Origin of the sequence: Nocardioides salarius (genome assembly GCF_016907435.1) — a bacterium.
Lineage (GTDB): Bacteria > Actinomycetota > Actinomycetes > Propionibacteriales > Nocardioidaceae > Nocardioides > Nocardioides salarius.
In genome coordinates this window covers 1,340,217-1,363,522 of the sequence record NZ_JAFBBZ010000001.1, presented here as the reverse complement: position 1 = coordinate 1,363,522, position 23,306 = coordinate 1,340,217, and the positions used below count along the sequence as shown (strand labels likewise).

19 protein-coding genes are annotated in these 23,306 nt (G+C 72.0%); 13 read left to right on the top strand and 6 right to left on the bottom strand.

The features are described from left to right. Positions 1-129: 129 nt before the first annotated feature. The 4 genes from JOE61_RS06615 to JOE61_RS06600 all read left to right on the top strand — a co-directional run bounded on the left by JOE61_RS06615 (position 130) and on the right by JOE61_RS06600 (position 4,276). A complete protein-coding gene (locus JOE61_RS06615) occupies positions 130-840 on the top strand; it encodes an SGNH/GDSL hydrolase family protein (RefSeq protein ID WP_193670123.1) in 711 nt (236 codons plus the stop codon). A 227-nt stretch (positions 841-1,067) separates the two neighbouring features. Then, entirely contained in the window at positions 1,068-2,975 is a 1,908-nt protein-coding gene (locus JOE61_RS06610; RefSeq protein ID WP_193670200.1) for an ATP-dependent DNA helicase, read from the top strand. Between the two features lie 110 nt (positions 2,976-3,085). Next, complete coding sequence (locus JOE61_RS06605) at positions 3,086-3,562, top strand: hypothetical protein (RefSeq protein WP_193670122.1); 477 nt, start codon at positions 3,086-3,088, stop codon at positions 3,560-3,562. Positions 3,563-3,652: 90 nt separating this feature from the next. After that, entirely contained in the window at positions 3,653-4,276 is a 624-nt protein-coding gene (locus JOE61_RS06600) for a DUF305 domain-containing protein (protein ID WP_193670121.1), read from the top strand. Positions 4,277-4,360: 84 nt separating this feature from the next. Here JOE61_RS06600 and JOE61_RS06595 read toward each other — a convergent pair whose 3' ends face one another. The 3 genes from JOE61_RS06595 to lexA all read right to left on the bottom strand — a co-directional run bounded on the left by JOE61_RS06595 (position 4,361) and on the right by lexA (position 8,212). Then, positions 4,361-5,674: an alkaline phosphatase family protein gene (locus JOE61_RS06595; protein ID WP_193670120.1), complete on the bottom strand. Its 1,314-nt coding sequence runs from the start codon at positions 5,672-5,674 to the stop codon at positions 4,361-4,363. Beyond that, a complete protein-coding gene (locus JOE61_RS06590; protein WP_193670119.1) occupies positions 5,674-7,371 on the bottom strand; it encodes an alkaline phosphatase D family protein in 1,698 nt (565 codons plus the stop codon). Before JOE61_RS06590 ends, JOE61_RS06595 begins: the two co-directional genes overlap by 1 nt. Before the next feature lie 106 nt (positions 7,372-7,477). Next, positions 7,478-8,212 carry a transcriptional repressor LexA gene (gene lexA / locus JOE61_RS06585; RefSeq protein ID WP_193670118.1) on the bottom strand — a complete coding sequence of 245 codons (735 nt, stop codon included), beginning with the start codon at positions 8,210-8,212 and terminating at the stop codon, positions 7,478-7,480. 323 nt (positions 8,213-8,535) lie between these two features. Here lexA and JOE61_RS06580 point away from each other — a divergent pair, with 323 nt between their 5' ends. Together JOE61_RS06580 and JOE61_RS06575 are read left to right on the top strand one after the other, a co-directional pair. Beyond that, positions 8,536-8,862, top strand: coding sequence for a LysM peptidoglycan-binding domain-containing protein (locus tag JOE61_RS06580; RefSeq protein WP_193670117.1), 327 nt, complete (start codon positions 8,536-8,538; stop codon positions 8,860-8,862). Positions 8,863-9,030: 168 nt separating this feature from the next. Then, complete coding sequence (locus JOE61_RS06575) at positions 9,031-9,855, top strand: methyltransferase domain-containing protein (RefSeq protein WP_193670116.1); 825 nt, start codon at positions 9,031-9,033, stop codon at positions 9,853-9,855. A 1-nt stretch (position 9,856) separates the two neighbouring features. On the opposite strand, the gene JOE61_RS06570 is transcribed toward JOE61_RS06575, so the two are convergent. Both JOE61_RS06570 and JOE61_RS06565 read right to left on the bottom strand, forming a co-directional pair. Further along, positions 9,857-10,267, bottom strand: a complete 411-nt coding sequence (locus tag JOE61_RS06570) for a VOC family protein (RefSeq protein ID WP_193670115.1) — start codon at positions 10,265-10,267, stop codon at positions 9,857-9,859. Positions 10,268-10,362: 95 nt separating this feature from the next. Beyond that, positions 10,363-10,722, bottom strand: coding sequence for a hypothetical protein (locus JOE61_RS06565; RefSeq protein ID WP_193670114.1), 360 nt, complete (start codon positions 10,720-10,722; stop codon positions 10,363-10,365). A 376-nt stretch (positions 10,723-11,098) separates the two neighbouring features. On the opposite strand from JOE61_RS06565, the gene nrdR reads away from it, so the two are divergent. The 3 genes from nrdR to JOE61_RS06550 all read left to right on the top strand — a co-directional run bounded on the left by nrdR (position 11,099) and on the right by JOE61_RS06550 (position 15,710). Continuing rightward, positions 11,099-11,578: a transcriptional regulator NrdR gene (gene nrdR, locus JOE61_RS06560; RefSeq protein WP_193670113.1), complete on the top strand. Its 480-nt coding sequence runs from the start codon at positions 11,099-11,101 to the stop codon at positions 11,576-11,578. A gap of 203 nt (positions 11,579-11,781) precedes the next feature. Continuing rightward, entirely contained in the window at positions 11,782-14,703 is a 2,922-nt protein-coding gene (locus JOE61_RS06555; RefSeq protein WP_193670112.1) for a vitamin B12-dependent ribonucleotide reductase, read from the top strand. A 128-nt stretch (positions 14,704-14,831) separates the two neighbouring features. Further along, positions 14,832-15,710: a hypothetical protein gene (locus JOE61_RS06550; RefSeq protein ID WP_193670111.1), complete on the top strand. Its 879-nt coding sequence runs from the start codon at positions 14,832-14,834 to the stop codon at positions 15,708-15,710. 111 nt (positions 15,711-15,821) lie between these two features. On the opposite strand, the gene JOE61_RS06545 is transcribed toward JOE61_RS06550, so the two are convergent. After that, positions 15,822-16,721: an HNH endonuclease gene (locus JOE61_RS06545; RefSeq protein WP_193670110.1), complete on the bottom strand. Its 900-nt coding sequence runs from the start codon at positions 16,719-16,721 to the stop codon at positions 15,822-15,824. A gap of 461 nt (positions 16,722-17,182) precedes the next feature. Between JOE61_RS06545 and JOE61_RS22070 the strand changes: the two genes are divergently transcribed. From JOE61_RS22070 to JOE61_RS06525, 4 genes are all read left to right on the top strand, one after another. Next, positions 17,183-18,205 (top strand): nuclease-related domain-containing protein, encoded by a 1,023-nt coding sequence (locus tag JOE61_RS22070; protein WP_204797166.1) that lies wholly within the window; start codon positions 17,183-17,185, stop codon positions 18,203-18,205. Between the two features lie 275 nt (positions 18,206-18,480). Then, complete coding sequence (locus tag JOE61_RS06535) at positions 18,481-19,383, top strand: sulfite exporter TauE/SafE family protein (protein ID WP_193670109.1); 903 nt, start codon at positions 18,481-18,483, stop codon at positions 19,381-19,383. A gap of 86 nt (positions 19,384-19,469) precedes the next feature. Continuing rightward, the gene (locus tag JOE61_RS06530) at positions 19,470-19,880 is read left to right on the top strand and encodes a DUF7715 family protein (RefSeq protein WP_193670108.1); all 411 of its coding nucleotides are present in this window, start codon (positions 19,470-19,472) and stop codon (positions 19,878-19,880) included. Positions 19,881-19,943: 63 nt separating this feature from the next. Further along, positions 19,944-23,273 carry a DEAD/DEAH box helicase gene (locus JOE61_RS06525; RefSeq protein ID WP_193670107.1) on the top strand — a complete coding sequence of 1,110 codons (3,330 nt, stop codon included), beginning with the start codon at positions 19,944-19,946 and terminating at the stop codon, positions 23,271-23,273. Positions 23,274-23,306 lie beyond the last annotated feature (33 nt).

The window sequence follows — 23,306 nt, the reverse complement described above, 5'->3', positions numbered from 1 at the left end:
TGCCGTCCAACGTAAGCCAGGTCACACTGCACGTCATCCCTCGTCGAGGAGGTCACGGTCTCCGCACGAGAGGGTCACGACCAGCCCCGAACCGCTGCGCCCGGGCGCGCGCGGGCGCACCATGGTGGTGTGCTCGGTCCGCTCTCGGTGCCGCGGCGGCGTCTGCTCCTGCTCGCGCCCGTCGCGCTGCTCGTCGCGCTCGCGGCCGTGCTCGTGGTGCTGGCCCCCGAGCGGGCCACCGGCTCGTACGCCGAGCGCTGCGAGCGGTTCGCCGTCGACGCCGAGGCCCGTGCCGCGGCCGTGAGCGGCAGCGGGGCACCGGTGCTCGTCGTGGGCGACTCGTGGAGCGCCGGTCTCGGCCTGGCCGACCCGACGGCCTCGTGGCCCGCGCGGCTCGATGGTCGGGTGCACGTCGCAGGCTTCTCCGGCTCGGGCTTCTCGGCGCGCGCCTCGGGCTGCGGCGACGTCTCCTTCGCGGCCCGCGCACCCGTCGCCCTGGGCGCGCTGCCCGCCGAGACGCTGGTGGTCGTCGAGGGCGGCCTCAACGACTGGGACCGCTCCGCCGACGAGATCACCACCGGCTTCGAGGACCTGCTCTCCACCGTCGCGGGCCACCGGGTGGTCGTCGTCGGGCCCGCCGGGGCGCCGTCGCGGGCGGCGTACGTCGACCGGGTCGACGCGCTGCTCGCCGAGCTGTCCGCGCGCCACGACGTCGCCTACCTCTCGGCGCTCGACGTCGACCTCGACTACCTCGACGACCGGCTGCACCTCACGCCCGCCGGGCACGCCGCGTTCGGCGACTGGGTGGCGGCGGGGGTGCGTGGCGCGACGCGTCCGTGACCCGCGGCACCCGCCCTCCACAGCCCCCGGCCCGGGCCCGGGGCGGTGTCGGCGGGCGCGGCTAGGGTGCTCGGGTGCCTGAGACGTCCTCACCCGCCGCGACCGACGCCGCGACCGACGCCGCGACCCCGCCGCTGCTCAGCGACGCGCCGGTCGGGCCGGTGACGCGCCTGCTCGGCGAGGCCGTGAGCGCGCTGGGCGGTGCCGAGCGGCCGGGGCAGGTGCAGATGGCCGAGGCGGTCGCGCGGGCGTTCGTGGAGGAGGAGCACCTCCTGGTGCAGGCCGGCACCGGCACCGGCAAGTCGCTGGCCTACCTGGTGCCCTCGCTGCTGCACCGCGAGCGCGTCGTGGTGGCGACCGCGACCCTGGCGCTGCAGCACCAGCTGGTCGAGCGCGACATCCCACGGCTGATGAAGGCGGTGGAGTCCTCCAGCGCCGGCAAGGACGTCGACACCTCCTTCGCGGTGCTCAAGGGCCGCTCCAACTACGCCTGCCTGCACCGGGTGCGCGAGGGCGTGCCCGACGACCAGGGCGCGCTGGTGCAGATGCCCGAGGGGTCGATGGGCCAGAAGGTCCTCGAGCTGCGCTCCTGGGCGGAGAAGCAGGCCGAGGACGGCGGGTCCGGCGAGCGCGACTCGGCCCCGCGCCACACCGACCGCGAGTGGCGCCAGGTCAGCGTCAGCCACCGCGACTGCCTCGGCGCCGCGCGCTGCCCCTTCGGCCAGGAGTGCTTCGCCGAGGTCGCGCGCGAGAAGGCGCACCGCTCCCACGTGATCGTCACCAACCACTCGCTGCTCGCGATCGACGCGATCGAGGGCGTGCCGATGATCCCCGAGTACGACGCCGTGGTGATCGACGAGGCCCACGAGCTGACCGCGCGGGTCACCCAGGCCGCCACCGACGAGCTGTCGGCGCTCGACGTCGAGCGCGCCGCCAAGCGCTCCCAGCGCCACGTCGACGGCTCCGAGGCCGACGACCTGGCCGATGCGGCCGACGCGCTGCGCGACGCGATGGCCGAGTCCGACGCGGGCCGGTTCGAGCGGCTGCCGGTGCACCTGGGCGACGCGCTGCAGCTCGTGCGCGACGCGGCCCGCGCGTGCGTGTCGGCGTACCCCAAGGACAACCCGAAGGACGGCGAGGGCGACCCGGGCAAGCAGCAGTCCAAGGGCATGGTGCAGGACGTCTTCGCGGTCGCCGAGCGGATGGCCGCCGACCTGGAGTCCGACGTGCTGTGGCTGGGCGAGGCCCGCGAGCGGATGCCGGCCCGCCTCCACGTCGCGCCGCTGGCGGTGTGGGGGCCGATGCGCGACAAGCTGCTCAGCGAGAAGACGGTGGTGCTGACCTCGGCGACGCTGATGCTCGGCGGCGACTTCGCCTCGGTGGCCACCAGCGTCGGGCTCAAGCCCACCGAACGGGTCGGGATGGGGCGCGAGATCGCGCCGGGCGACGGGGTGCTGCCCTGGCGCGGCCTCGACGTGGGCAGCCCCTTCGACTACGGCCAGCAGTCGATCCTCTACGTCGCCCGGCACCTGCCGCAGCCGGGTCGCGACGGGCTGGTCAAGGCCCAGCTCGACGAGATCGTCGAGCTGGTCGACGCCGCCGACGGCCGCGCGCTGGGGCTGTTCTCCTCGCGGCGGGCCGCGGAGGCCGCGGCCGAGGCGGTGCGCGAGCGGCTGCCGCACCTGACGATCCTGGCCCAGGGCGACGCGCAGCTGCCCGAGCTGGCCAAGCAGTTCGTCGAGGACCCCCACACGGTGCTCTTCGGCACCCTGTCGCTGTGGCAGGGCCTCGACGTGCCCGGCGACACCTGCCAGCTGGTGCTCATCGACCGCATCCCCTTCCCGCGCCCCGACGACCCGCTGATGAGCGCGCGGCAGAAGGCGGCCGACAAGGCCGGCGGCAACGGCTTCATGCAGGTCGCGGCCACCCACGCGGCGCTGCTGATGGCCCAGGGCGCGGGCCGGCTGATCCGCACCACCTCCGACCGCGGCGTCGTGGCCGTCCTCGACCCGCGGCTGGCGACCGCCCGCTACGGCTCGTTCCTCAAGGCCAGCCTGCCGCCGATGTGGACCACCACCGACCCGGCCGTGGTCCGCAAGGCGCTGGCCCGGCTGGCCTCCTCCGCGAAGGGCTGAGGCCCCCGCCGCGGGCTCGGGGTCCCGGCGGCGCGGGACGTCATACAGGCGGGACGTCAGCGAGCCCAGCGAGGTATGACGTCCGGGGGACCCGCTCCTAGGCTGGGGGCGTGCAGGTGGTGAGCTCGACGCCGACGGCCCAGGTGGCCCGGAGCCGTGGCACCGCGCCCGTGGGTGTCGGCCTGCTGGTCGCCGTCGCCGCCCTCGTGCTCGGGATATTGGGCATGCACGCGCTCGGGCTGCACGGCGTCGGCGTCAGCCACGGCGCCCCGGCCTCGGGGGTCTCCGTCGCCCCTGCAGCTGACTCGACCGGGACGGCCGTAGAGCACGGTGCCCACCACGGCACCGTGGCCGCGGCGGACGAGGGGCACGGCCTCCCGCACGGCGCCGCGGAGATGGTGGTGCTGTGCGCCGCCATGCTGGCCGCCGCCGCCGGCATGCTCCTGGCCCTGGCCGGCCTGCGGCACCGAGCACCGCCGGTGTGGGCCGAGCTGCGGTCCGCACTGGCCCTGAGGGTCACCTCCCGCGCCCGGCCGGGAGGCACGGGTCCACCAGCGGTGTGGGAGTTCTCCGTCGTCAGGTGCTGAGCAGCGCTGCGCCGCGCCCGACGTACGTCGGCTCCGCGCGGCACCGCCGCCCCGCACGATTCCCGGACCACCTGACACCAGGAGACACCCATGTCCCACCGCTTCACCCGCGCCCTGGGCGCGAGCCTGCTCGTCACCGCCCTCGCGACCTCCCTGGTCGGCTGCGGCGGCGAGGAGGCCGGCACCACCACGACCGAGCTCTCGGCCACCGAGCACAACGACGCCGACGTCGCCTTCGCGCGCGACATGGTCCAGCACCACGCCCAGGCGGTGGCCATGGTCGACCTGACCCGCGGGCGCGACCTCGACCCCGAGGTCGCGCAGCTGGCCGAGGGCATCCGCGACGCCCAGGTGCCCGAGATCGAGACCTTCAGCGACTGGCTGGGCGACTGGGACGAGGAGGTCCCGCCGACCATGCTCGACCACGCCAACGCCGGCCACGGTTCCGGTGACATGTCCGAGACCATGGAGGGCATGGACGACGCCATGCCCGGCATGATGTCGGGCGCCGACATGGACGCCCTGCAGGCCGCCGGCGCCGGTGACTTCCAGACGATGTGGCTCGAGATGATGATCGAGCACCACGAGGGCGCGGTCGAGATGGCCCGCACCGAGCAGGAGGACGGCCGCTACCGGCCGGCCGTCGAGCTCGCCGCCGAGATCGAGGAGAGCCAGGGCGTCGAGATCGAGACGATGCGCGACCTCCTCGGCTGACCGGCCCCCCGGAACGTCATACGGGCGGGACGTCAGCGAGCCGCGGGATGTATGACGTCCCGCGGCTCGCCCCGCTCCGCCGGCCTACAGCCGAGAGCGCCCGTCGTACCCGCCCCGCGGCGGCTTCAGCCCGAAGAACGCCCCGACGGTGGGAGCGACGTCGGTGGTGCGGGCGTGGCGCGGGGAGACCTTGCCGGGGGTGACCGAGCGGTGCCCGCCGCCGATGAAGAACGGGATGGCGCGGGTCGCGGGGTGGCCGTGGTTGCCGGGGATGGGGTTGGAGAAGACGTCGGGGTCGCTGAAGCGCCAGCCGGCTTGGCAGAAGACCACCACGTCGCCCGACTCGGGGCCCAGGCGCAGCCAGTCGGCGCGGCGGTCCCAGGCCTTCAGCACGCCGGGCACGTCGGCGGCGATGCGGCGGATGCGGCGTACGGCCTTGTCGCGCTGGGCGCGCGGGCCGGTCCAGTAGACGAGGTCGGCGCCGCCGTTGTCGGCGATCGCGAAGCGCCCGGCGAGGAACGGGTCCTCGGAGAGCGGCCCCTGCAGCGAGACGATGCGGTCGGGGTAGGACCAGTCCATCGAGTGGTCGGCCAGCACGATGACGATCGAGTGCTCCCAGCGCCCCGAGCTCTTCAGCTCGGCCACGAAGTCGCCCACGAGCCGGTCGGTGTTGACCAGCGCGAGCCGGCGCGCGACCTCGAGGGTGGTGGGCCCGGTGAGGTCGGTGTGCCCGAGCCGGTCGACGTCGCCCAGGTTGACGAAGACCAGGTGCGGGTCGAACGTCTCGACCATGTCGAGCGTCGCGCGCATCGTGAACTCGTCGGGGGCGTGCCCCGAGATCGGCACGATCGGGAACGGCTCCCAGCGGTGCGTGGCCCGCTCGCCGAAGATGCCGTAGAGGTACTCCTTGCTCAGCACCGTGCCGGTGCGCAGCCCGCGCCGGTTGAGGCGTTCGATGACGGTGGGGAAGCGCAGGTCGGAGGGCTGGTCGAGGGTGCGGACGTCGCCCAGCTCGCGGTCGTAGACGGCGTTGGCCGGCACGCCGCTGCGGTCGGGCCGCACCCCTGTCATCATCATCGTGTGGTTGGGGATGGTCTCCATCACCGGCATCGAGGTGGCCCGCGGGTGGTGCACGCCGCCCTCGCGCAGTGCCAGCAGGTGGGGCGTCAGGCCGCTGTCGATCTCCTCGGGCCGGCAGCCGTCGACGACGAGCACGTAGGCGCGCTTGCGGGTCGCGGGGCCGGCGGCCACGGCCGGGTCGAGGCCGGCGAGCGTCGAGAACGCCAGGCCCGAGGCCGCGGCCGTCAGGACCGTACGCCGCCCGGCGCGGATCTCGCCGAGCCCACGGTCGAAGGGCGCCTGGCCGTCGGTGCGGCGGGGCGTGCTGGGCTCACACATCAGCGGTCTCCGACCGGGGTCGCCACACGCCGCACCGTGCCGGTGCCGGCGAGGGTCTCGAACGACGCGTCGTGCGTCGCGGTGGTCTGCTTGTCGTCGCGCGCGCCGATCACGAACCAGTCCATCTGGGTGCGCTCGGCGGTGATGTCGAGCACCGAGAAGCCGTGGTCGTCGAAGTTCAGGTACTTGATGTGGCGGTTGTTGGCCTGGATCGCGGCCTCCACCACCGGGGTCAGCGCGGGCTGGCCGGTGATGTCCTTGAGGTTGTTGGAGGTCACCGAGGAGCAGACGAGCTCGACGCCGACCGAGTCGCCGAGCACCGGGTAGGCCGAGGTGTCCAGCGGCAGGTCGCAGGCCCAGCCGGAGTGGATGTCGCCGGTCACGAAGACCACGTCCTTGACCTGGTGGTCGCGGATGTGGGCGAAGACCTCGCGCCGGTCGGCGGTGTAGCCGTCCCACTGGTCGACGTTGTACGGCGCGCCGTCCTGCGGCAGCAGCCCGGTGACGTTGTTGACGGGGTCGATGAGCTCGTTGGGCAGGTCGGCGAAGGTGACGGGCGCGATCATCACCGGGTTGCCGATCACCTTCCACTGCGGGGCGTGGTTGCCCCGGGTCAGGGAGTCCTTGAGCCACTCCATCTGCCGGTTGCCGGTGATGGTGCGCAACGGGTCGTTGACCTCGGCGTCGACGACCGGGGTGGCGACCTGCTGGGAGCGGTAGGTGCGCAGGTCGAGCATGCTGATCTCGGCCAGGTCGCCGAAGCGCAGCCGCCGGTAGAGCCGGGCGCCGTCGCCCAGCGAGGCGGTGCCGTCCATGCGCACCGGCATCCACTCGTCGTACGCGCGGTGGGCGCGGGCGCGCCGCTTGAGGTAGTCGCCCTCGCTGTCGTCGTGGTTCTCGGCGTTCTTGCGCCACTGGTCGTTGGTGACCTCGTGGTCGTCCCAGGTCACGATCCAGGCGTACCTCGCGTGCAGCGCCTGCAGGTCGGGGTCGGTCTTGTACTGCGCGTGCCGGCGGCGGTAGTCGGACAGCGAGACCATCTCGCGGGCCGGGTCGTGGGCGCGGACGTCGACGTTGGACTGGCCCATGCCGTACTGGCCGGGGGCGTACTCGTAGAGGTAGTCGCCCAGGTGCAGCACCGCGTGCAGGTCGTCGCGCTCGGCGAGCAGCCGGTAGGCGCTGAACCAGCCGGCCTGCAGGTTGGCGCAGGAGACCACGCCGAAGCGCAGGTTGTCGGGCGTGGCGCGATTGGCCGGGGCGGTGCGGGTGGTGCCGACGGGGCTGCGCTGGCCGCGGGCGATGAAGCGGTAGTAGTAGGTCGTCGCGGGCCGCAGGCCGCGCACGTCGAGCTTGACGGTGTGGTCGCGCGCCGCGCTGGTGACGAAGCGGCCGCGGCGCACCACGTCGCGGAAGCGGCGGTCGGTGGCGACCTCCCAGCGCACCCCCAGCCGCGGGCCCTTGCCGGAGCCCGGGGTGGCGGCGCGGGTGGGGGTGACCCGGGTCCAGATGAGCACCGCGCGCGGCAGCGGGTCGCCCGAGGCGACCCCGTGGGCGAAGACGTCGTGGCGGGCCCGGGCCGCCTGGGCGGCCGGCAGGACGCCGCTGCCGACGGCGATCGCGGCGCTGCCGGCGCCTCCGGCGGCCAGCACGGTACGCCGGGCGAGCGAGGTCGAGGTCGGGCTCTGGGGTGGGGTCACGCCTCATCCAACGACGAAACCCCGCCCGCGTGACGCGGACGGGGGTGTCGACACCGACTGTTCACCGTCGGTTCGACGGCGGGTCGGTGAGGGTCGGTGGTGGGGCTCAGACGCTGCGCAGCACGGCGGTGACGACGCCCAGGATGGAGGCGTGGGTGCCGTCGATGGGCTCGTAGGCGTCGTTGTGGGGCAGCAGCCAGACCTTGCCGTCCTTGCGCTGGAAGGTCTTGACGGTGGCCTCCTCGCCGATCAGGGCGGCGACCATCTGGCCGTTGCTGGCGGTCTGCTCCTGGCGGATCACCACGTAGTCGCCGTCGCAGATCGCGGCGTCGATCATCGAGTCGCCGGAGACCTCGAGCAGGAACAGCTGGCCGTCGCCGACGAGCTGCTGCGGCAGCGGGAAGACGGCCTCGACGCGCTCCTCGGCCAGGATCGGGCCACCGGCGGCGATCCGGCCCACGACCGGCACGTAGGAGGCCTGCGGCATCGTGTTGCCGATGTCGGTCTCGTCGACCGAGCTCTCGTCGGCCGAGGAGATCGCCTTGCGCCGGGCCATCAGCTCGGGCAGGAAGACCTCGAGGGCGCGGGGGCGGTGGGGGTCGCGCTTGAGGAAGCCTTTCTCCTCGAGCACCTTGAGCTGGTGGGAGACGCTGGAGGTGCTGGTCAGGCCGACGGCCTGGCCGATCTCGCGCATGCTCGGCGGGTAGCCGCGGGTCTCGATGGCCTCCTTGATGCAGGCCAGCACCTTGACCTGGCGCGGGGTCAGACCGGTCGCGTCAGGGGGCCCGTCGGGCAGCTCTGCGACGCCCCGCTTGCGGGGGCCGCCGTCCTTGGTCGCCATCGTGTGCCTTTCGTGCGCGAGGCCCGAGCCGGGGAGTCCGCTCGGATGGTCGTGGGGCCACGGTATCGCCGCGCGCGCCCGACTTCAAACATCTGTTCGACTGCGTGTCGCGAGGCGCCGGGCGTCACCACCGTCTCGAACAATTGTTCACCGGACCCCTTGCGTGCATCGAACACCTGATCTAGTCTCGCTCATGTGTTCGATCGAACACCTGGTCGATCCGGCGCCTGATGGCCGGCTCGAGCGGGACTGTCGGTGGTCGTCGGTAGACATCACCTCGCAGCGATCGACCACCCGACCACCCCCTTCCCCAGGAGGTCCAGATGAGCACGATGACCCTCACTCCCGCCCTGTCCACCACCGTCCGGCTGACCCGCCGCGGCCGGCTCGTGGTGCTGGCGCTCGGCCTGCTGCTCGTCGCCCTGGTGGGCGTCGTCCTGGCCGGCGGCTCGGTGGCCACCAGCGAGTCCGGTCCCACCCCGGCGACCGAGATGATCACCGTCGGCACGGGCGACACGCTGTGGGCGATCGCCGCCGAGCGTGCCGAGGCCGGCGACGTGCGTGAGGTCATCGAGCGCATCCAGCGGCTCAACTCCCTCGACGGTGGCCTGGTGGTCACCGGTCAGCGGCTGGTCGTCCCGGCCGGCTGAGCCGGACGCCCGGGCGTGAGGTCCGGGCACGGCGGCCACCTGGCCGCCCACGATTTTCGCCGGTCGCCTCGACCCCGGCCGGCGAAACCAGGGGAAAGACGAGGGGCGGGCCCGCAGTGGGCCCGCCCCTCGCGCCATGTCCGGGTGCGCCTCGGTCAGGGTGGGGGCATGGGTGCGGCTCGCGACGACGACGTGTTCGAGGAACGACTGGCGCAGTGGCAGGCCTGGTGCGAGGCGCCGTGGGGCCGGCTGCGGTTCAGCGTGGTGCGCGAGACGCTGCGCCGCCAGGCCGAGGCGCTGGGCGGGCCCGGCGGCGGGCTGCGGGTGCTCGACGTGGGCGGAGGCGACGGCCGCGACGCGGTCGCGCTGGCCTTGGCCGGTCACCACGTGACGGTCCTGGACCCCGCCGCCTCCTGGCTCACCGAGGCCCGCTCGCGCGCGGAGTCGGCCGGGGTGGGGGAGCGGCTGGTGACCGTCGAGGGGTCGATCGACGACCTGGGCGCGGTCGGCGGCGGCTTCGACCTGGTGCTGTGCCACTTCGTGGTGCACTACCGCCCCGCCGAGACCGGCGCTGCCGACGTACGACGTCTGGCGGGGGCGCTGCGCCCCGGCGGACGGGTCTCGGTGATGGCGCCCAACCCCGCAGCCCGGGTGCTCGGCCGCCTGGTGCGCGAGGGCCCGGAGGCGGCGCTCGAGCAGCTCGAGCGCGACGACATGGAGTCGGCCACCTTCGCCACCACCGCCCGGGCGGTGCCTCCCGAGGAGGTCGAGGGCCTCCTGGTGGACGCCGGGCTCGAGGTGGTCGGCCGGTACGCCGCTCGCGTCGCCAACGACTACCTCGCCGACGACACCCTCAAGGCCGACCCTGACTACTTCGCGGCGCTGGAGCGCCTCGAGCTCGCGCTGTGCGACCAGGAGCCGTTCCTCCGGCTCGGCGCGCTGTGGCAGGTCGTCGCGCAGCGCCCGGCACGACCGGGCGTCGACGAGCGGTGAGTCAGCTGGACAGACCCTGAGCGGCCATCCAGTCCGGGTCCGGCTCGACGGGCTGGATCAGCTCGACGACCAGGCCGTCGGGTCCGGCGACCTGCATCCGGCGCTGTCCCCAGGGCTCGGTCACGAGCTGCTTGAGCAGCGGGACCCCGGCCGCGACCAGCCTGTCGTGCTCGGCGCCGACGTCGGGCACGACGAGCGCGAGCATGGTGCCGCGCACGCCCGGGGCGGGCTCGACCCAGGTGTCGTGGTCGTGCTGCACGAAGTCCACGCTCAGTGCCTGGTCGGGGTGGCGCGTGCTGACGTACCAGCCGAGGTCGACGGCGACGTCGAAGCCGAGTTGCTCGCTGAGCCAGGAGCCGGCCGCGCTGGGGTCGGGGCTGGCGAGGACGGTGCCGATCTGCGTGACCTGCATGGGTGGGTCCTCTCCTCGTCCGGCCGGAGGTCCGAGCCTGGCAGGCCGCCGTGGTGCGACGCCACCGGTTTGCGGGCCGGTCGGCGGCAGGCGGGTCAGCGGGCGGCGCGCCGCCCGCCGGGGCGCGGCGGGGGAGTGGCCGGGTCGCGGGTCAGGCCCAGTGCCCGGGTCAGCCTGGCGATGAGCATCAGGCCGACGAAGAGGCAGGCCACGGCGCCCACCGAGGCCAGGGCCAGGAAGAACCACGCCGCGGACTCGCCACCCCGGGCCTGGGTGCCGAAGTCGATGGCGGCGTAGACGAGGTAGCCCCAGGCGATCACGGCCGCGGTGACGGCGAGCGCCAGGCCGAGGAGTCGCGGCTGGAAGGTGCGGGGCGCCCGCTCCGCGCGCCGGGATCCGGCACGCTTGCCGGGGGTGCCGGTGGGGGCCTGCTCCGGTTGCTCTCCCACCTCCACGTCCACATCCTCATTGTGTCGGACGCGACCCAGCCGCCGCGAGCGGCTCGCGGGTCTCGTCGTGGCGGCGTCGGGCGCGTCGCGGGCCGGTCCGGACCACCGGGTCGCAGCGTCGGCACCGCGCTGACCTGCGGCTTTGTGGATGCACGGATCCGGGTCACACCGAAATCGCCGGACGGCTTGCGCGGCTCGTGGTCGCGGGCGTACGGTTCCACTACATCTAGTAGTTACACCGATGTAGTTATCCACATCTAGTTCACAGTCGGATGCGGGATGCTGCACAGATGAGCGGTTGTTCTCCACAGGAACGGCCTCGATATCCACACCCAACCGGCCCCCGACGGGGGTTGTCCAGCGCGCCCGAGAGGAGGACCCGATGCACTGCCCCTACTGCCGTGCCACCGACACCCGGGTCCTCGACTCGCGGGTCTCCGAGGACGGCGGCTCGATCCGCCGCCGGCGTACCTGCTCGTCGTGCTCGAAGCGGTTCACCACCGTCGAGCAGATGCAGCTGATCGTCGTGAAGCGCTCGGGGGCCAGCGAGCCCTTCGTGCGCGAGAAGGCCGTGGCCGGCGTGCGCAAGGCGTGCAAGGGCCGACCGGTCACCGAGGACCAGCTGGCCTGCCTGGGCCAGGTCGTCGAGGACACCCTGCGCGGGGCCGGCGCCGCCGAGGTGGCGGCCCACGAGGTCGGCCTGGCCATCCTCGGGCCGCTGCGCGAGCTCGACGAGGTCGCCTACCTGCGCTTCGCCAGCGTCTACCGCCAGTTCGCCTCCGCGGCGGACTTCGAGGACGAGATCGCCATGCTCCGTGCCGAGCGGCTCACGCTCGACACCGAGCCCCAGCCCACGGGCTGACACACAGACCGCCCGGCAGGTAGTGGGGAAGCTGCCTGCCGGGCGCACCACCTCTTCCCGCACCGCATCAGTCGATGTCGGTGGTCGCAGCGACCATGGACACCGCCAGCACGACCCAGCAGCAGACCCACAGCAGACCAGCAGCAACCCGCAGCACAGCCACAGACGAGCACCCCTTAGACCGGGACACAGAGGAGCACGGCATGACCGAGACGGTGAGCGGCGCAGGCGCCGACGCAGCGACCAAAGGCCAGGGCAAGGGCCTGACGATGGAGCGCGTCTTCAGCACCGAGGGGGTGCACCCCTACGACGAGCTGACCTGGGAGAGCCGCGACGTCGTCCAGACCAACTGGAAGACCGGCGCCACCGTCTTCGAGCAGCGCGGCGTGGAGTTCCCCGCCACCTGGTCGGTCAACGCCTCGACCATCGTCACCACCAAGTACTTCCGCGGCGCGGTCGGCACCGACGCCCGCGAGCGCAGCCTCAAGCAGCTCATCGACCGCGTGGTCTCCCAGTACGTCAAGGGCGGTGTCGACCACGGCTACTTCGCGACCAAGGCCGACGCCGAGGTCTTCGAGCACGAGCTGACCTGGCTGCTGGTCAACCAGTACTTCTCCTTCAACTCCCCGGTCTGGTTCAACGTCGGCACGCCCTCGCCGCAGCAGGTCTCGGCCTGCTTCATCCTCTCGGTCGACGACTCCATGGACTCGATCCTCAACTGGTACAAGGAGGAGGGGTTCATCTTCAAGGGCGGCTCCGGCGCCGGCCTGAACCTCTCGCGCATCCGCTCGTCGAAGGAGCTGCTCTCCTCGGGCGGCACCGCCTCGGGCCCGGTCTCCTTCATGCGCGGCGCCGACGCCTCGGCCGGCACCATCAAGTCGGGTGGCGCGACGCGTCGTGCGGCCAAGATGGTCGTGCTCGACGTCGACCACCCCGACATCGAGGAGTTCGTCGCCACCAAGGCGCGCGAGGAGCACAAGATCCGCGCGCTGCGCGACGCCGGCTTCGACATGGACCTGGGCGGCGAGGACATCACCTCGGTGCAGTACCAGAACGCCAACAACTCGGTGCGCGTCTCCGACGAGTTCATGCGTGCGGTCGAGGAGGGCACCGAGTTCGGTCTGCGCTCGCGCGGCACCGGCGAGGTCATCGAGACCGTCGACGCCCGCGACCTGTTCCGCAAGATCTCCACCGCCGCGTGGGAGTGCGCCGACCCGGGTCTGCAGTACGACGACACGATCAACGACTGGCACACCAACCCCGAGACGGGGCGCATCACCGCGTCGAACCCGTGCTCGGAGTACATGAGCCTCGACAACTCCTCGTGCAACCTGGCGTCGCTGAACCTGCTGAAGTTCCTCAAGGACGACGACACCTTCGACGCCGAGCTGTTCGCGAAGGCCGTCGAGGTGATCATCACCGCGATGGACATCTCCATCTGCTTCGCCGACTTCCCGACCGAGCCGATCGGCCAGACCACCCGCGACTACCGCCAGCTCGGCATCGGCTACGCCAACCTCGGCGCGCTGCTGATGGCGATGGGCCTGGGCTACGACTCCGACGGCGGCCGATCGATGGCTGCGACCATCACCTCGCTGATGACCGGCGTCTCCTACAAGCGCTCGGCCCAGCTGGCCGGCGTGGTGGGCCCCTACACCGGCTACGCCCGCAACGCCGACGCCCACAAGCGCGTGATGCGCAAGCACCAGGCCGCCAACGACACCGTGCGCACCCTGCACATCGCCGACTCGCAGGTGCACAAGCTGGCCACCGCCGCGTGGGCCGACGTGCAGAAGCTCGGCGAGACCAACGGCTTCCGCAACGCCCAGGCCTCGGTGCTCGCGCCGACCGGCACCATCGGCTTCATGATGGACTGCGACACCACCGGCATCGAGCCGGACTTCTCGCTGGTGAAGTTCAAGAAGCTCGTCGGTGGCGGTTCGATGCAGATCGTCAACCAGACGATCCCGCGGGCGCTGAAGAAGATGGGCTACCAGCCCGAGTCGATCGAGGCGATCGTCGCCCACATCGCCGAGCACGGCCACGTCATCGACGCTCCCGGCCTCAAGACCGAGCACTACGAGGTCTTCGACACCGCCATGGGTGCACGCGCGCTGGCCCCGATGGGCCACGTGCGGATGATGGCGGCCTGCCAGCCGTTCCTGAGCGGTGCGATCTCCAAGACCGTTAACCTCCCCGAGACCGCCACGGTCGAGGAGATCGAGGACATCTACTTCCAGTCCTGGAAGCTCGGTCTGAAGGCGACCGCCTGCTACCGCGACTCGTGCAAGGTCGGCCAGCCGATGTCGTCGGGCAAGGGCGAGAACAAGGGCACCGACTCCAACAAGGCGGCGGACTCCGCGGTGGAGACCAAGGTTGTGGAGAAGGTCGTCTACGCCCCCACCCGCAAGCGCCTGCCGAAGTCGCGGGTCTCGCGCACCACCTCGTTCACCGTCGGTGGCGCCGAGGGCTACATGACCTCGGGCGCCCACGAGGACGGCGAGCTCGGCGAGATCTTCCTCAAGCTCGGCAAGCAGGGCTCCACCCTGGCCGGCGTGATGGACGCCTTCTCGATCGCGGTCAGCATCGGCCTGCAGTACGGCGTCCCGCTGGAGACCTACGTCTCGAAGTTCACCAACCTGCGCTTCGAGCCCGCCGGTCTCACCGACGACGCCGACGTGCGGATGGCGCAGTCGATCATGGACTACATCTTCCGCCGCCTGGCCCTGGACTACCTGCCCTTCGAGGAGCGCGAGGCCCTGTCGATCTACTCGGCCGACGAGCGCCAGCGCTACCTCGAGACCGGCTCCTACGAGCCCGTCGAGGAGACCGGCGGCGCCGCCGAGCTGGTCACCCCGCCGGCGCCCGAGGCCGACGGCGAGACGGTGGTTGAGGAGGGCCGCCAGGCCCGTCTCGAAACCAGCCACGACACCGACGGCAGCAACCAGCGCGAGGTCCCGGCCCAGCGCGACACCTCCGGTGCCCACACCTCGGCCGAGCTGATGGAGAAGATCACCGGCACCGCCGTCGACTCGCCGCTCTGCTTCACCTGCGGCACCAAGATGCGCCCCGCCGGCTCCTGCTACGTCTGTGAGGGCTGCGGCAGCACCTCCGGCTGCAGCTGATCCGACGCCGTACGACTGCCCCGGCACCTCACGGTGTCGGGGCAGTCGGCGTTCGTCAGGGTTGTCGGCGGTGCCCGGTAGAAAGGGAAGGTCAGCGCACACCCCAGGGTCGGGACGGGAAGTACGCCATGGCCCAGCACGAGCCTGCCCCGACTTCGACGAAGGCGCCCCGTCGGCGCCGACCACCAGCGGCCGCGATCCTGCCCACGAGCATGATCTGGTGCCCGGGCTGTCAGCAGGAACGACCAGCGGTGGACTTCAACAGGGAGACGCGCCGTTTCAGCGGGTTGTCCACCCGGTGCCGCAAATGTCAGGCCGCCGCGCGTCAGACCCCGGAAGGTCGGGCGAAGACCAAGGAAAGCAACCGCCGGCGGTGGGCCAACCCGGACTACCGGCAGAGGGGGTTGGCCGCTGCCCGTGCGCGCCGCAAGGTCAAGGGGCAGGAGGACCTCCGCAAGGCACGGGCGCGGCTCCAAGCCGTGGTCGATACCTGGAAGGCGCAGGGCTGTGTCGATTGTGGCTACAGCGACATCCGGGCCATTGAGCCAGACCATCGGCCGGGCACGAGCAAGGTTGGCAACCTCAGCCGCATGGTCCAGATGTGCGTCGCCCTGGAGCGGCTCCGCGCCGAGCTGGCGAAGTGCGATCCGCGCTGCGCTCGGTGTCACCGCCTCATGACCATGAACCGCAGGCCGAACAAATGGCGGACCGCGCAGAGGCTTCCTGCTTCCTGGCAGTCCCGCCTCGACCGCCAGGACTTCAACGACCGGCTGAAGTTAAGACTGGGGTGCGCCGACTGCGGGTGGGCAGGGTGGGCAAGGGGCTTGGACTGGGACCATGCCCGCGGCCAGAAGCTTCACAACATCGCCACCCTGATCAACTTCGGGTGTCCGGCCGAGGAACTGATCACCGAGCTCGGCAAGTGCGATGTGGTCTGTGCAAACTGCCACCGGCTCCGCACCGCGTCCCGACGGTCTGACGTCAGTCTCGCGCGGCTGCGGCAGTGAGCCCCACGTGGTGACGGAAAAGGGAGTGCTGAATCGGCGCGCAGAGTGAAGGGAATGATTGTGGCATCGACGCCGGAGCCGACGCGCCTCAGAGGACCTAGTGGTTGCAGTTCAGGCGACCGGGGCGGCGAGGAATTCGACGTAGCGCTCCTCGAGTCTGTGCTCGTCGGGGTGTTCCAGGCGGTTGCGCGGCAGGATCGCAAGTCGAGTGTCATGGACGCCCTGGATGCCCCCCTTGAGCATCCACCCATCGACTTCTTCAAGCACGTCTTGTCGGATGTGAATCGTCAGATCGGGACGGATGCCGAGTAACTGATGGTCGAACGCGGCGTGATGAATTTTGCACAAACTTAACCCGTTGGGCACCACGGGATGGCCGTTGGGTCGGCCGTCGGCGACAATATGGGCGGCGTCCAATAGTTCGGCATGCCGGATCTTACAGATCGCGCAGCGACCGTTGTATGCCAGCAGGACCTGGGATCGAAATACGCGCTGGTGAAGTCGCTGCTTGGTTCGACCCTCGGCCCAGCGGCGGGTGTCCTCGTCCAGCCCAAAGTCTGGCCGGAGGAATCTTTGGCCTTCATCGACGGCCAGAGCGAACTGCAGCGCCTCTGGGTCGTCCCCGACAACCCAGACAGGGAAGATGGGCTCGTAGCTGCCGGGAGCGACTCCGACAAACCAAATGATCGGGAGCCCCATCTTCATGGCGTTACGTAGAGCAATATTCTCGGGATGCTGGGGGTCGTCTCCACGATATTTGTAGCGTTGCAGACCATCGTCTCCGATCGCGTCTACGTAGGGGGGCAGTTTGCCCGCAGCAGTGAACGTAGTGCGAATGGCGAGCGCCGCCTCGAAACCGGCGGGTTTGCGAATGCCTCGCTGCCGGTCCATGAGCGGAATGCGAGAGCCCTCGTACTCGAAGCTCGAAACCCAGGAGTAGTCGACCCGAGAATCAGGGCGCTTTTCGAGCCATTGCATCGCTGCTCGGCGGAAACCGTCAGGTTCAGTCACGAGCCTAGCTAAACACGGGAATCTGACGCTGCGCCGCTTGCCGAGCGACTGAGGGCGGCCGTCTCGGCTCCGGGCATCCCTTCGAAGCGCATCTGCCGGGTTCGTCCGGTCCCGTGTATAGAGACTTCGAGGTAGGCCGCTAGGTCGGCCCGATGGACCCCCAGGACCCCGTCGCCGGCACGCACCTGGACTTCGTCCTGGACGACACGGCCGGCGCCGTGCGAGGGCTGTACGCCGAGGGCAATCAGTGCACCTGCACTGCATGGCGGCTCAGTAGCGCACGCCCAGCGTGGCCGTCGCTTGCTCGGTGCTGCTGGGTCACGACCTCGAGGAGGCGCGCGGCGCCGTGCGACGCCCGCCGCCGAGCACGAAAGGTTCCGGTCTGGCGCGGGAAGCCGTGGCGCAGATGGCCCGCGCCTCCTCCTGAACGGGACGGCCCCGCCGCGTGGCGATGAGAAAGCGTGGAGCCCCGAACGCAACAGGTTCATCCAACCCTCCACACTCTGCCGTCCCAGTGGGTAAAGATGAGCGCCACCATGACCGACATCCCAGGCGTGAGTGAACCTGTAACCGCACCAGCCGACGCCACCAGCCCGGCAGCCTGGGAGTTCCGCCGGTGGCGACGCTTCGGGCACGACCGGCTGTACGTCGCCCGCGCGGACGGCACCGCACTCGGTCACTGGGACCTTGCGGCAGACGTCGGCTCTCCCGAGACGGAGGAGTCGAAAAAGGAGCTGCGTGCGGCTCTGACGAGGTGGCGAGCGGATCAGGGCGCGGCCCCGCCGGAGCCGGTTACGGCCATCGTCGAGCCGGTCGAGGACGCAGCTGTCGCGGCTCCCGTGCTCGCCGAGGCCGCCCCGACCGACCTGGCCGACGTACGCGCCGGCGCGGCTGCGCGGGCCGAGGCGCGGGCCGCCAAGGAGGCGGCGCCGGTCCGCACGATTCTTGCCAGGGTGCTGCGCGTGCACAACGACGAGCGAGCGTGGCGCATCGGTGCGGACGGTGAGGAGATGGTGGCGGCGCGACTCGCCAAGCTCGCCGGCAAGGACCCTCGGTGGAAGTTCCTGCACGCCGTCCCGGTCGGTGAGCGCGGCTCGGACATCGACCACGTCGTCGTCGGCCCAGGCGGGGTCTTCACGCTCAACGCCAAGCACCACCCGAAGGCGAAGATCTGGATCGGCGGGGACACGATGATGGTCAACGGCCAGCGGGTCCCGTACGTGCGGAACTCACGGCACGAGGCGAGCCGCGCCGCACGCCTGCTGACGGCCGCCTGCGGTTGGCCCGTCGAGGTGAGGGGAGTGGTCGTCCCGGTGAACGCCTCCGAGATCACCGTCAAGGCGGCCCCGCAGGACGTGGTGGTCGTGCCGCGGATGCAGCTGCACCGCTGGCTGCGCAAGCAGGAGGTCGTCCTCAGCGACGACCAGGTGAAGCAGGTGTACGCCGCCGCACGCCTCTCGACGACCTGGCAGCCCGCGCGCTGACCTCAGCCGCCACGCGTCACCGGCTCCCCGCAGGTCGGGCAGAGCACCTGCTCGACCAGCTCGCCCGGCCGGTTCCGGCCACGCTGCCCGCAGAAGTCACACACCCAGGTCTCCATCCGATGAGCGTCTCCGACGCCGCGGACAGCCCCGCGGGCGCCTCGACGTGACCTGCGAGCGGTCGCGACGCGCCGGGCCGATTCAAGCAATGCAGTAATCTCTATAAAGTTAGGTTACTTTGGTTACTCACTCATCTTGAAGTACTTAGGAGCACGCTCATGTGGTTGGTCGCAGCCTTCGCCCTCGCCGGCGGTTTGGCCCAGCTCGTCGACGGGACGCTGGGGATGGGCTTCGGGGTCACCTCGGCCACCGTGCTCCTGGCGCTCGGGGTCGCTCCCGCTACCGCCAGCGCGGCGACGCACGCCGCCAAGCTGCCCACGACGCTGATCTCGGGGCTCTCCCACTGGCACGTCGGCAACGTCGACAAGGCCGTGCTCATCCGGGTGGCGATCCCGGGCGCGATCGGCGGCTTCCTCGGTGCCGTGGTGCTGACCTCGATCAGCCTGGCGGCCGCCAAGAGCGGGATGGCGGCGCTGCTGCTGTTCTTCGGCGCGGTGATCCTGCTGCGCTTCGGCTTCGGCCTGCGCATCATCCCGACGCCCAAGTCGGGTCACACCGCGCGCTGGCTCGCCCCGATCGGGCTGCTCGGCGGCTTCGTCGACGCCACCGGCGGTGGTGGCTGGGGGCCGGTCGTCACGCCCAGCCTGATGACCGTCACCAGCCACGAGCCCCGCAAGGTCGTCGGCACCACCAACGCCGCCGAGTTCGCCGTGGCCGTCTCGGTCTCGCTCGGCTTCATCACCGGCGCGGCGCACCAGGACATCCCGTGGCTTCCGGTGCTCGGCCTGGTCCTCGGCGGCGTCATCGTGGCGCCCATCGCCGCCCGCCTGGCCGGCCGGCTGCCGCACGCCCCGATGGGCGTGATGGTCGGCGGACTGATCATCCTGGTCAACAGCGTCGTCGTCCTCGCGGCCTTCGCCGACCTCCCGCTGGCGCTCGACCTGGCCCTGATGGTGGGCTGGCTGCTCCTCGTCGGGCGCATCGCCCGGGCCGCGTGGCGCCGCGAGCGCGCCGAGCGTCTCGCCGCCTCGACCCCCGTGGCCGAGCCCGCGCTCGTCTGAGCCCTGCTGGGCCTCGTCCACAGGCCCGTGGTCACCGGTGAGCAGGTGTCGGCGCCCGCCTCTAGCGTGCTGAGCAGGAGGCCGACATGAAGGTACTGGTGGCAACGAGCAGGACACAGGGCGACGTGGAGGGGGACTACAGCTTCTGCGTCCCCGGAGAGCTGCTCTGGATCACGATGGTCTGCGACACGGACCGGTTGTACCCGGAGAGGGGGTGCGGCTGCGGGCGCGGCTTCGGTGGGCTGACCAGCCATCGCGCGACGACGACCGCGGAGGTGGCAGAACTGGACATCACCGAGACCCAGCTGCGCCTCGCAGTGACCACCAGCCTCACCGACCAGGGGTGGCTCGTCCCGGAGACGGCGGAGCTGCACCACGAGCTCGTGGCCGAGACCGTCGATCTGATCCACGAGATCGCCGAGCCTCTGCCTGCAGGCACGATCGTGCGTCGGTGGATCGACGACTTCCACGCCTTCCAGCCACCCGCGCCCCGATGAGCACGACCCGCCCGCGACGCCCCGGGTTCGCTGCAACCATGCGGGTTTGGGCAGACTGACGCAGTGCGCACCCCCGCCGCCGTCGAGGCCTTCGCGCCCTGGCTGAGCGCCGAGGGGCTGGCCTCCGTCTACGACCCGGCAGCCGTCGGGCGGGCGCGCGCGTACGCCTCGGACGGGTCGGTGCTCCGGCTCGACGTCGACGTGGTCGACAGCGAGTTCCTCGCGGTCGATGGTGAGGTCGCCGGAAGCGGTGCTCGGCTCTACCGCACGTCGGTCTCCATCGAGCTCGACCGGGGTCGGGCCGTCGTCACCGCGGACTGCTCCTGCCCGGTCGGCTGGGAGTGCAAGCACGGCGCGGCGCTGCTGCTCTGCCTGGGCCGGTCGCTGACGACCGACCACCCCGATCCCGGCACTCCCACCGACGACGGCTCCGCCGGCTGGGCCGGCGCGCTCGACACGGCGCTGCGCGACCTGGAGGCCTCCCGGGGCGGGGAGGCCGGGCAGGACGCCCTCGCGCTCCTGCTCGACCTGCACCTGCCGCGCCACGGTGGCTTCACCGGCCTGGCCCCGCCGGTGGTCCGGATGCGCCCGGTACGCCGCGGCGCGAGCGGGCGGTGGGTCCGCGGCGGCGCGGCCTGGAAGGACTTCACCCCCCACGGCGGCCACCTCGGGCGCACCCGTCACGACCCCGCCCACGTCGCCTCCGTGTGCCGGCTGCGCGCCCAGATGGGGATGGCGGCGTACTGGAACATCACCGACCTGCCGCCGCTCTCCGACTTCGGACCCCAGCTGTGGCACCGCCTGCGCCAGGCACGCGATGCCGGCGTGGCGCTGCTGCCCGGCTCGGGCCTGGCCGACGTGCAGCTGGTCGACGAGCCCGTCGAGGTCGTCGCCGACGTGCTGCGCGACGAGGCGGGGCCCGGCGCCGCCAGCCTCCGCTTCGGGGTCCGGTACGCCGACCGGTGGTGGCCGGCCGACCAGCTGCTGCTGGTCGGGGACGAGGCCCACGGCGTGGTGCTGCTCGACCGGGTGCCCACGGCCACCACCCGCGACACCACCGCCCTGCTGGCACCCCTCGCGGCGCCGATCCCTCCCGCGCTGGCCAGGCTCGTCAACGCCGGCGACACCGCCGTCCCGCCCGAGCACCTCGACGCCTTCGTCACCACCCGCCTGCCCCGGCTCACGCGGCACCTGCCGGTCACCTCGAGCGACGACTCGATCACCGTCCCGGCCCCACCGGCCCCGCGCCTGGTCCTCCTCGTCGAGTGGGACCGCACCCCGGCGGCCGCGCTGCGCTGGCAGTGGCGCTACCGGGTCGGCGACACCGACCTGGCGTGCGCCGCCGGCTCCGCCGACCGCCTCGACGGCGTCCGCGACCGCCCCGCCGAGCGGGCCGAGCTCGCCCGCCTGACCTCCGACGGCGTCCTGGACGCCGACGCGCCGGCGGCCGACCGCGACGTACCGACCAGCGGCGTGCTCGAGCTCGCCGACGAGCTGGCGCGCCTGCGGGAGGCCGGGCTCGAGGTGGAGGAGGTCGAGCGTCCTGACTTCCGTCCGGCCACCGGCCCGGTCGAGATCACGCTCGGTCCCGCGTCCGCCGACGCCCCGGCCGAGGCCGACGACGCGGCAGACGCCGGCGGAGCCACCGACTGGCTCGACCTGTGCGTCAGCGTCAGCGTCGACGGCGAGCAGATCCCGCTGTCCTCGGTGCTGGAGGCGCTCACGCTCGGCGAGGAGCGCATCGTGCTGCCCAGCGGGCTGCACGTCGACGCCACCGCTCCCGAGCTCGAGAGCCTGCGCAGCCTGGTCGCGGCCGCCGCCGAGGTGCGCGAGCCCACGCGCGACGACCGGATCGGCCTGGGCGGTCACGACCTGGGCCTGTGGGCGGCGGTCGGCGACCTGGCCGAGACCGACACGCTGCCCGCCCACGCCCAGGAGTGGGTGCGCCGCGCCCACGCGCTGCGCGACCTGACGGACCTGCCCAGCCCCGAGCCCGAGGGCGTGGTCTCCACGCTGCGGCACTACCAGCACGACGGGTTCCGGTGGCTGGCCTTCCTGCAGGACCACGGCCTCGGCGGCATCCTGGCCGACGACATGGGCCTCGGCAAGACCCTCCAGGTGCTCGCGGCCGTCGCCCGCGCCCGCGCCGGCGGCGCCGCGCCGTTCCTGGTCGTGGCGCCCACCAGCGTCGTGGCCAACTGGGCGCTCGAGGCCGCGCAGCACACCCCGGGACTGGTGGTGCGCACCGTCACCGCCTCGGCCCGCAAGCTCGGCACCCCGGTGGCCGAGGTCGCCGACGGCGCCGACGTCGTGGTGACGACGTACACGCTGCTGCGTCTCGACATCGAGGAGTACGCCGCCCTGCCCTGGGGCGGGCTCGTCCTCGACGAGGCCCAGCACGTGAAGAACCACCTCGCCAAGACCCACCAGGCCGCCCGCCGCATCGACGCGCCGTTCCGGCTCGCGGTCACCGGCACGCCGTTCGAGAACCGGCTGATGGAGCTGTGGTCGCTGCTGGCCCTCGTGGCGCCGGGTCTCTACCCGACGGCCAAGGGCTTCGTCGACCACGTGGTGCGACCGGTCGAGAAGGAGGGGGACGGCGCCGCGCTGGCCCGCTTCCAGCAGCGGCTGCGCCCCTTCCTGCTGCGCCGCACCAAGGAGCTGGTCGCCGCCGACCTGCCGCCCAAGCAGGAGCAGCTGCTGCAGGTCGACCTCGGCGCCCGGCACCGCAGGATCTACGACACCCACCTGGCCCGCGAGCGGCAGAAGATCCTCGGTCTCGTGGACGACTTCGACCGCAACCGGGTGGCGATCCTCAGCGCCCTCACCCGGCTGCGCCAGCTCAGCCTCGACCCGGCGCTGGTCGAGGCCGAGCACGAGGCCATCGGCTCGGCGAAGGTCGACGTGCTGGTCGACCACCTCCTCGAGCTGGCCGCCGAGGGCCACCGCGCCCTCGTCTTCAGCCAGTTCACCGGCTTCCTGCGCCGCGTACGCGCCCGGCTCGACGCCGAGGGCGTGAGCCACCACTACCTCGACGGGCGCACCCGCAAGCGTGCCGAGGTGGTCGAGGGGTTCCGCGAGGGCGACAGCACGGCGTTCCTGATCAGCCTCAAGGCCGGCGGGGTCGGGCTCACCCTCACCGAGGCCGACTACGTCTTCGTGCTCGACCCCTGGTGGAACCCGGCCGTCGAGGCGCAGGCCGTCGACCGGGTCCACCGGATCGGCCAGACCCGACCGGTGATGGTCTACCGGCTGGTCTCGCGGGACACGATCGAGGAGAAGGTGGTGGCGCTGAAGGAGCGCAAGGCCGCGCTGTTCTCCCAGGTCGTCGACGGTGACGGCGCCCTGGGCAGCGTCGTCGACGCCGCCGACGTGCGCGCGCTCTTCGACTGAGACCGACCGAGGTTGTCCACAGATCGAGGATCG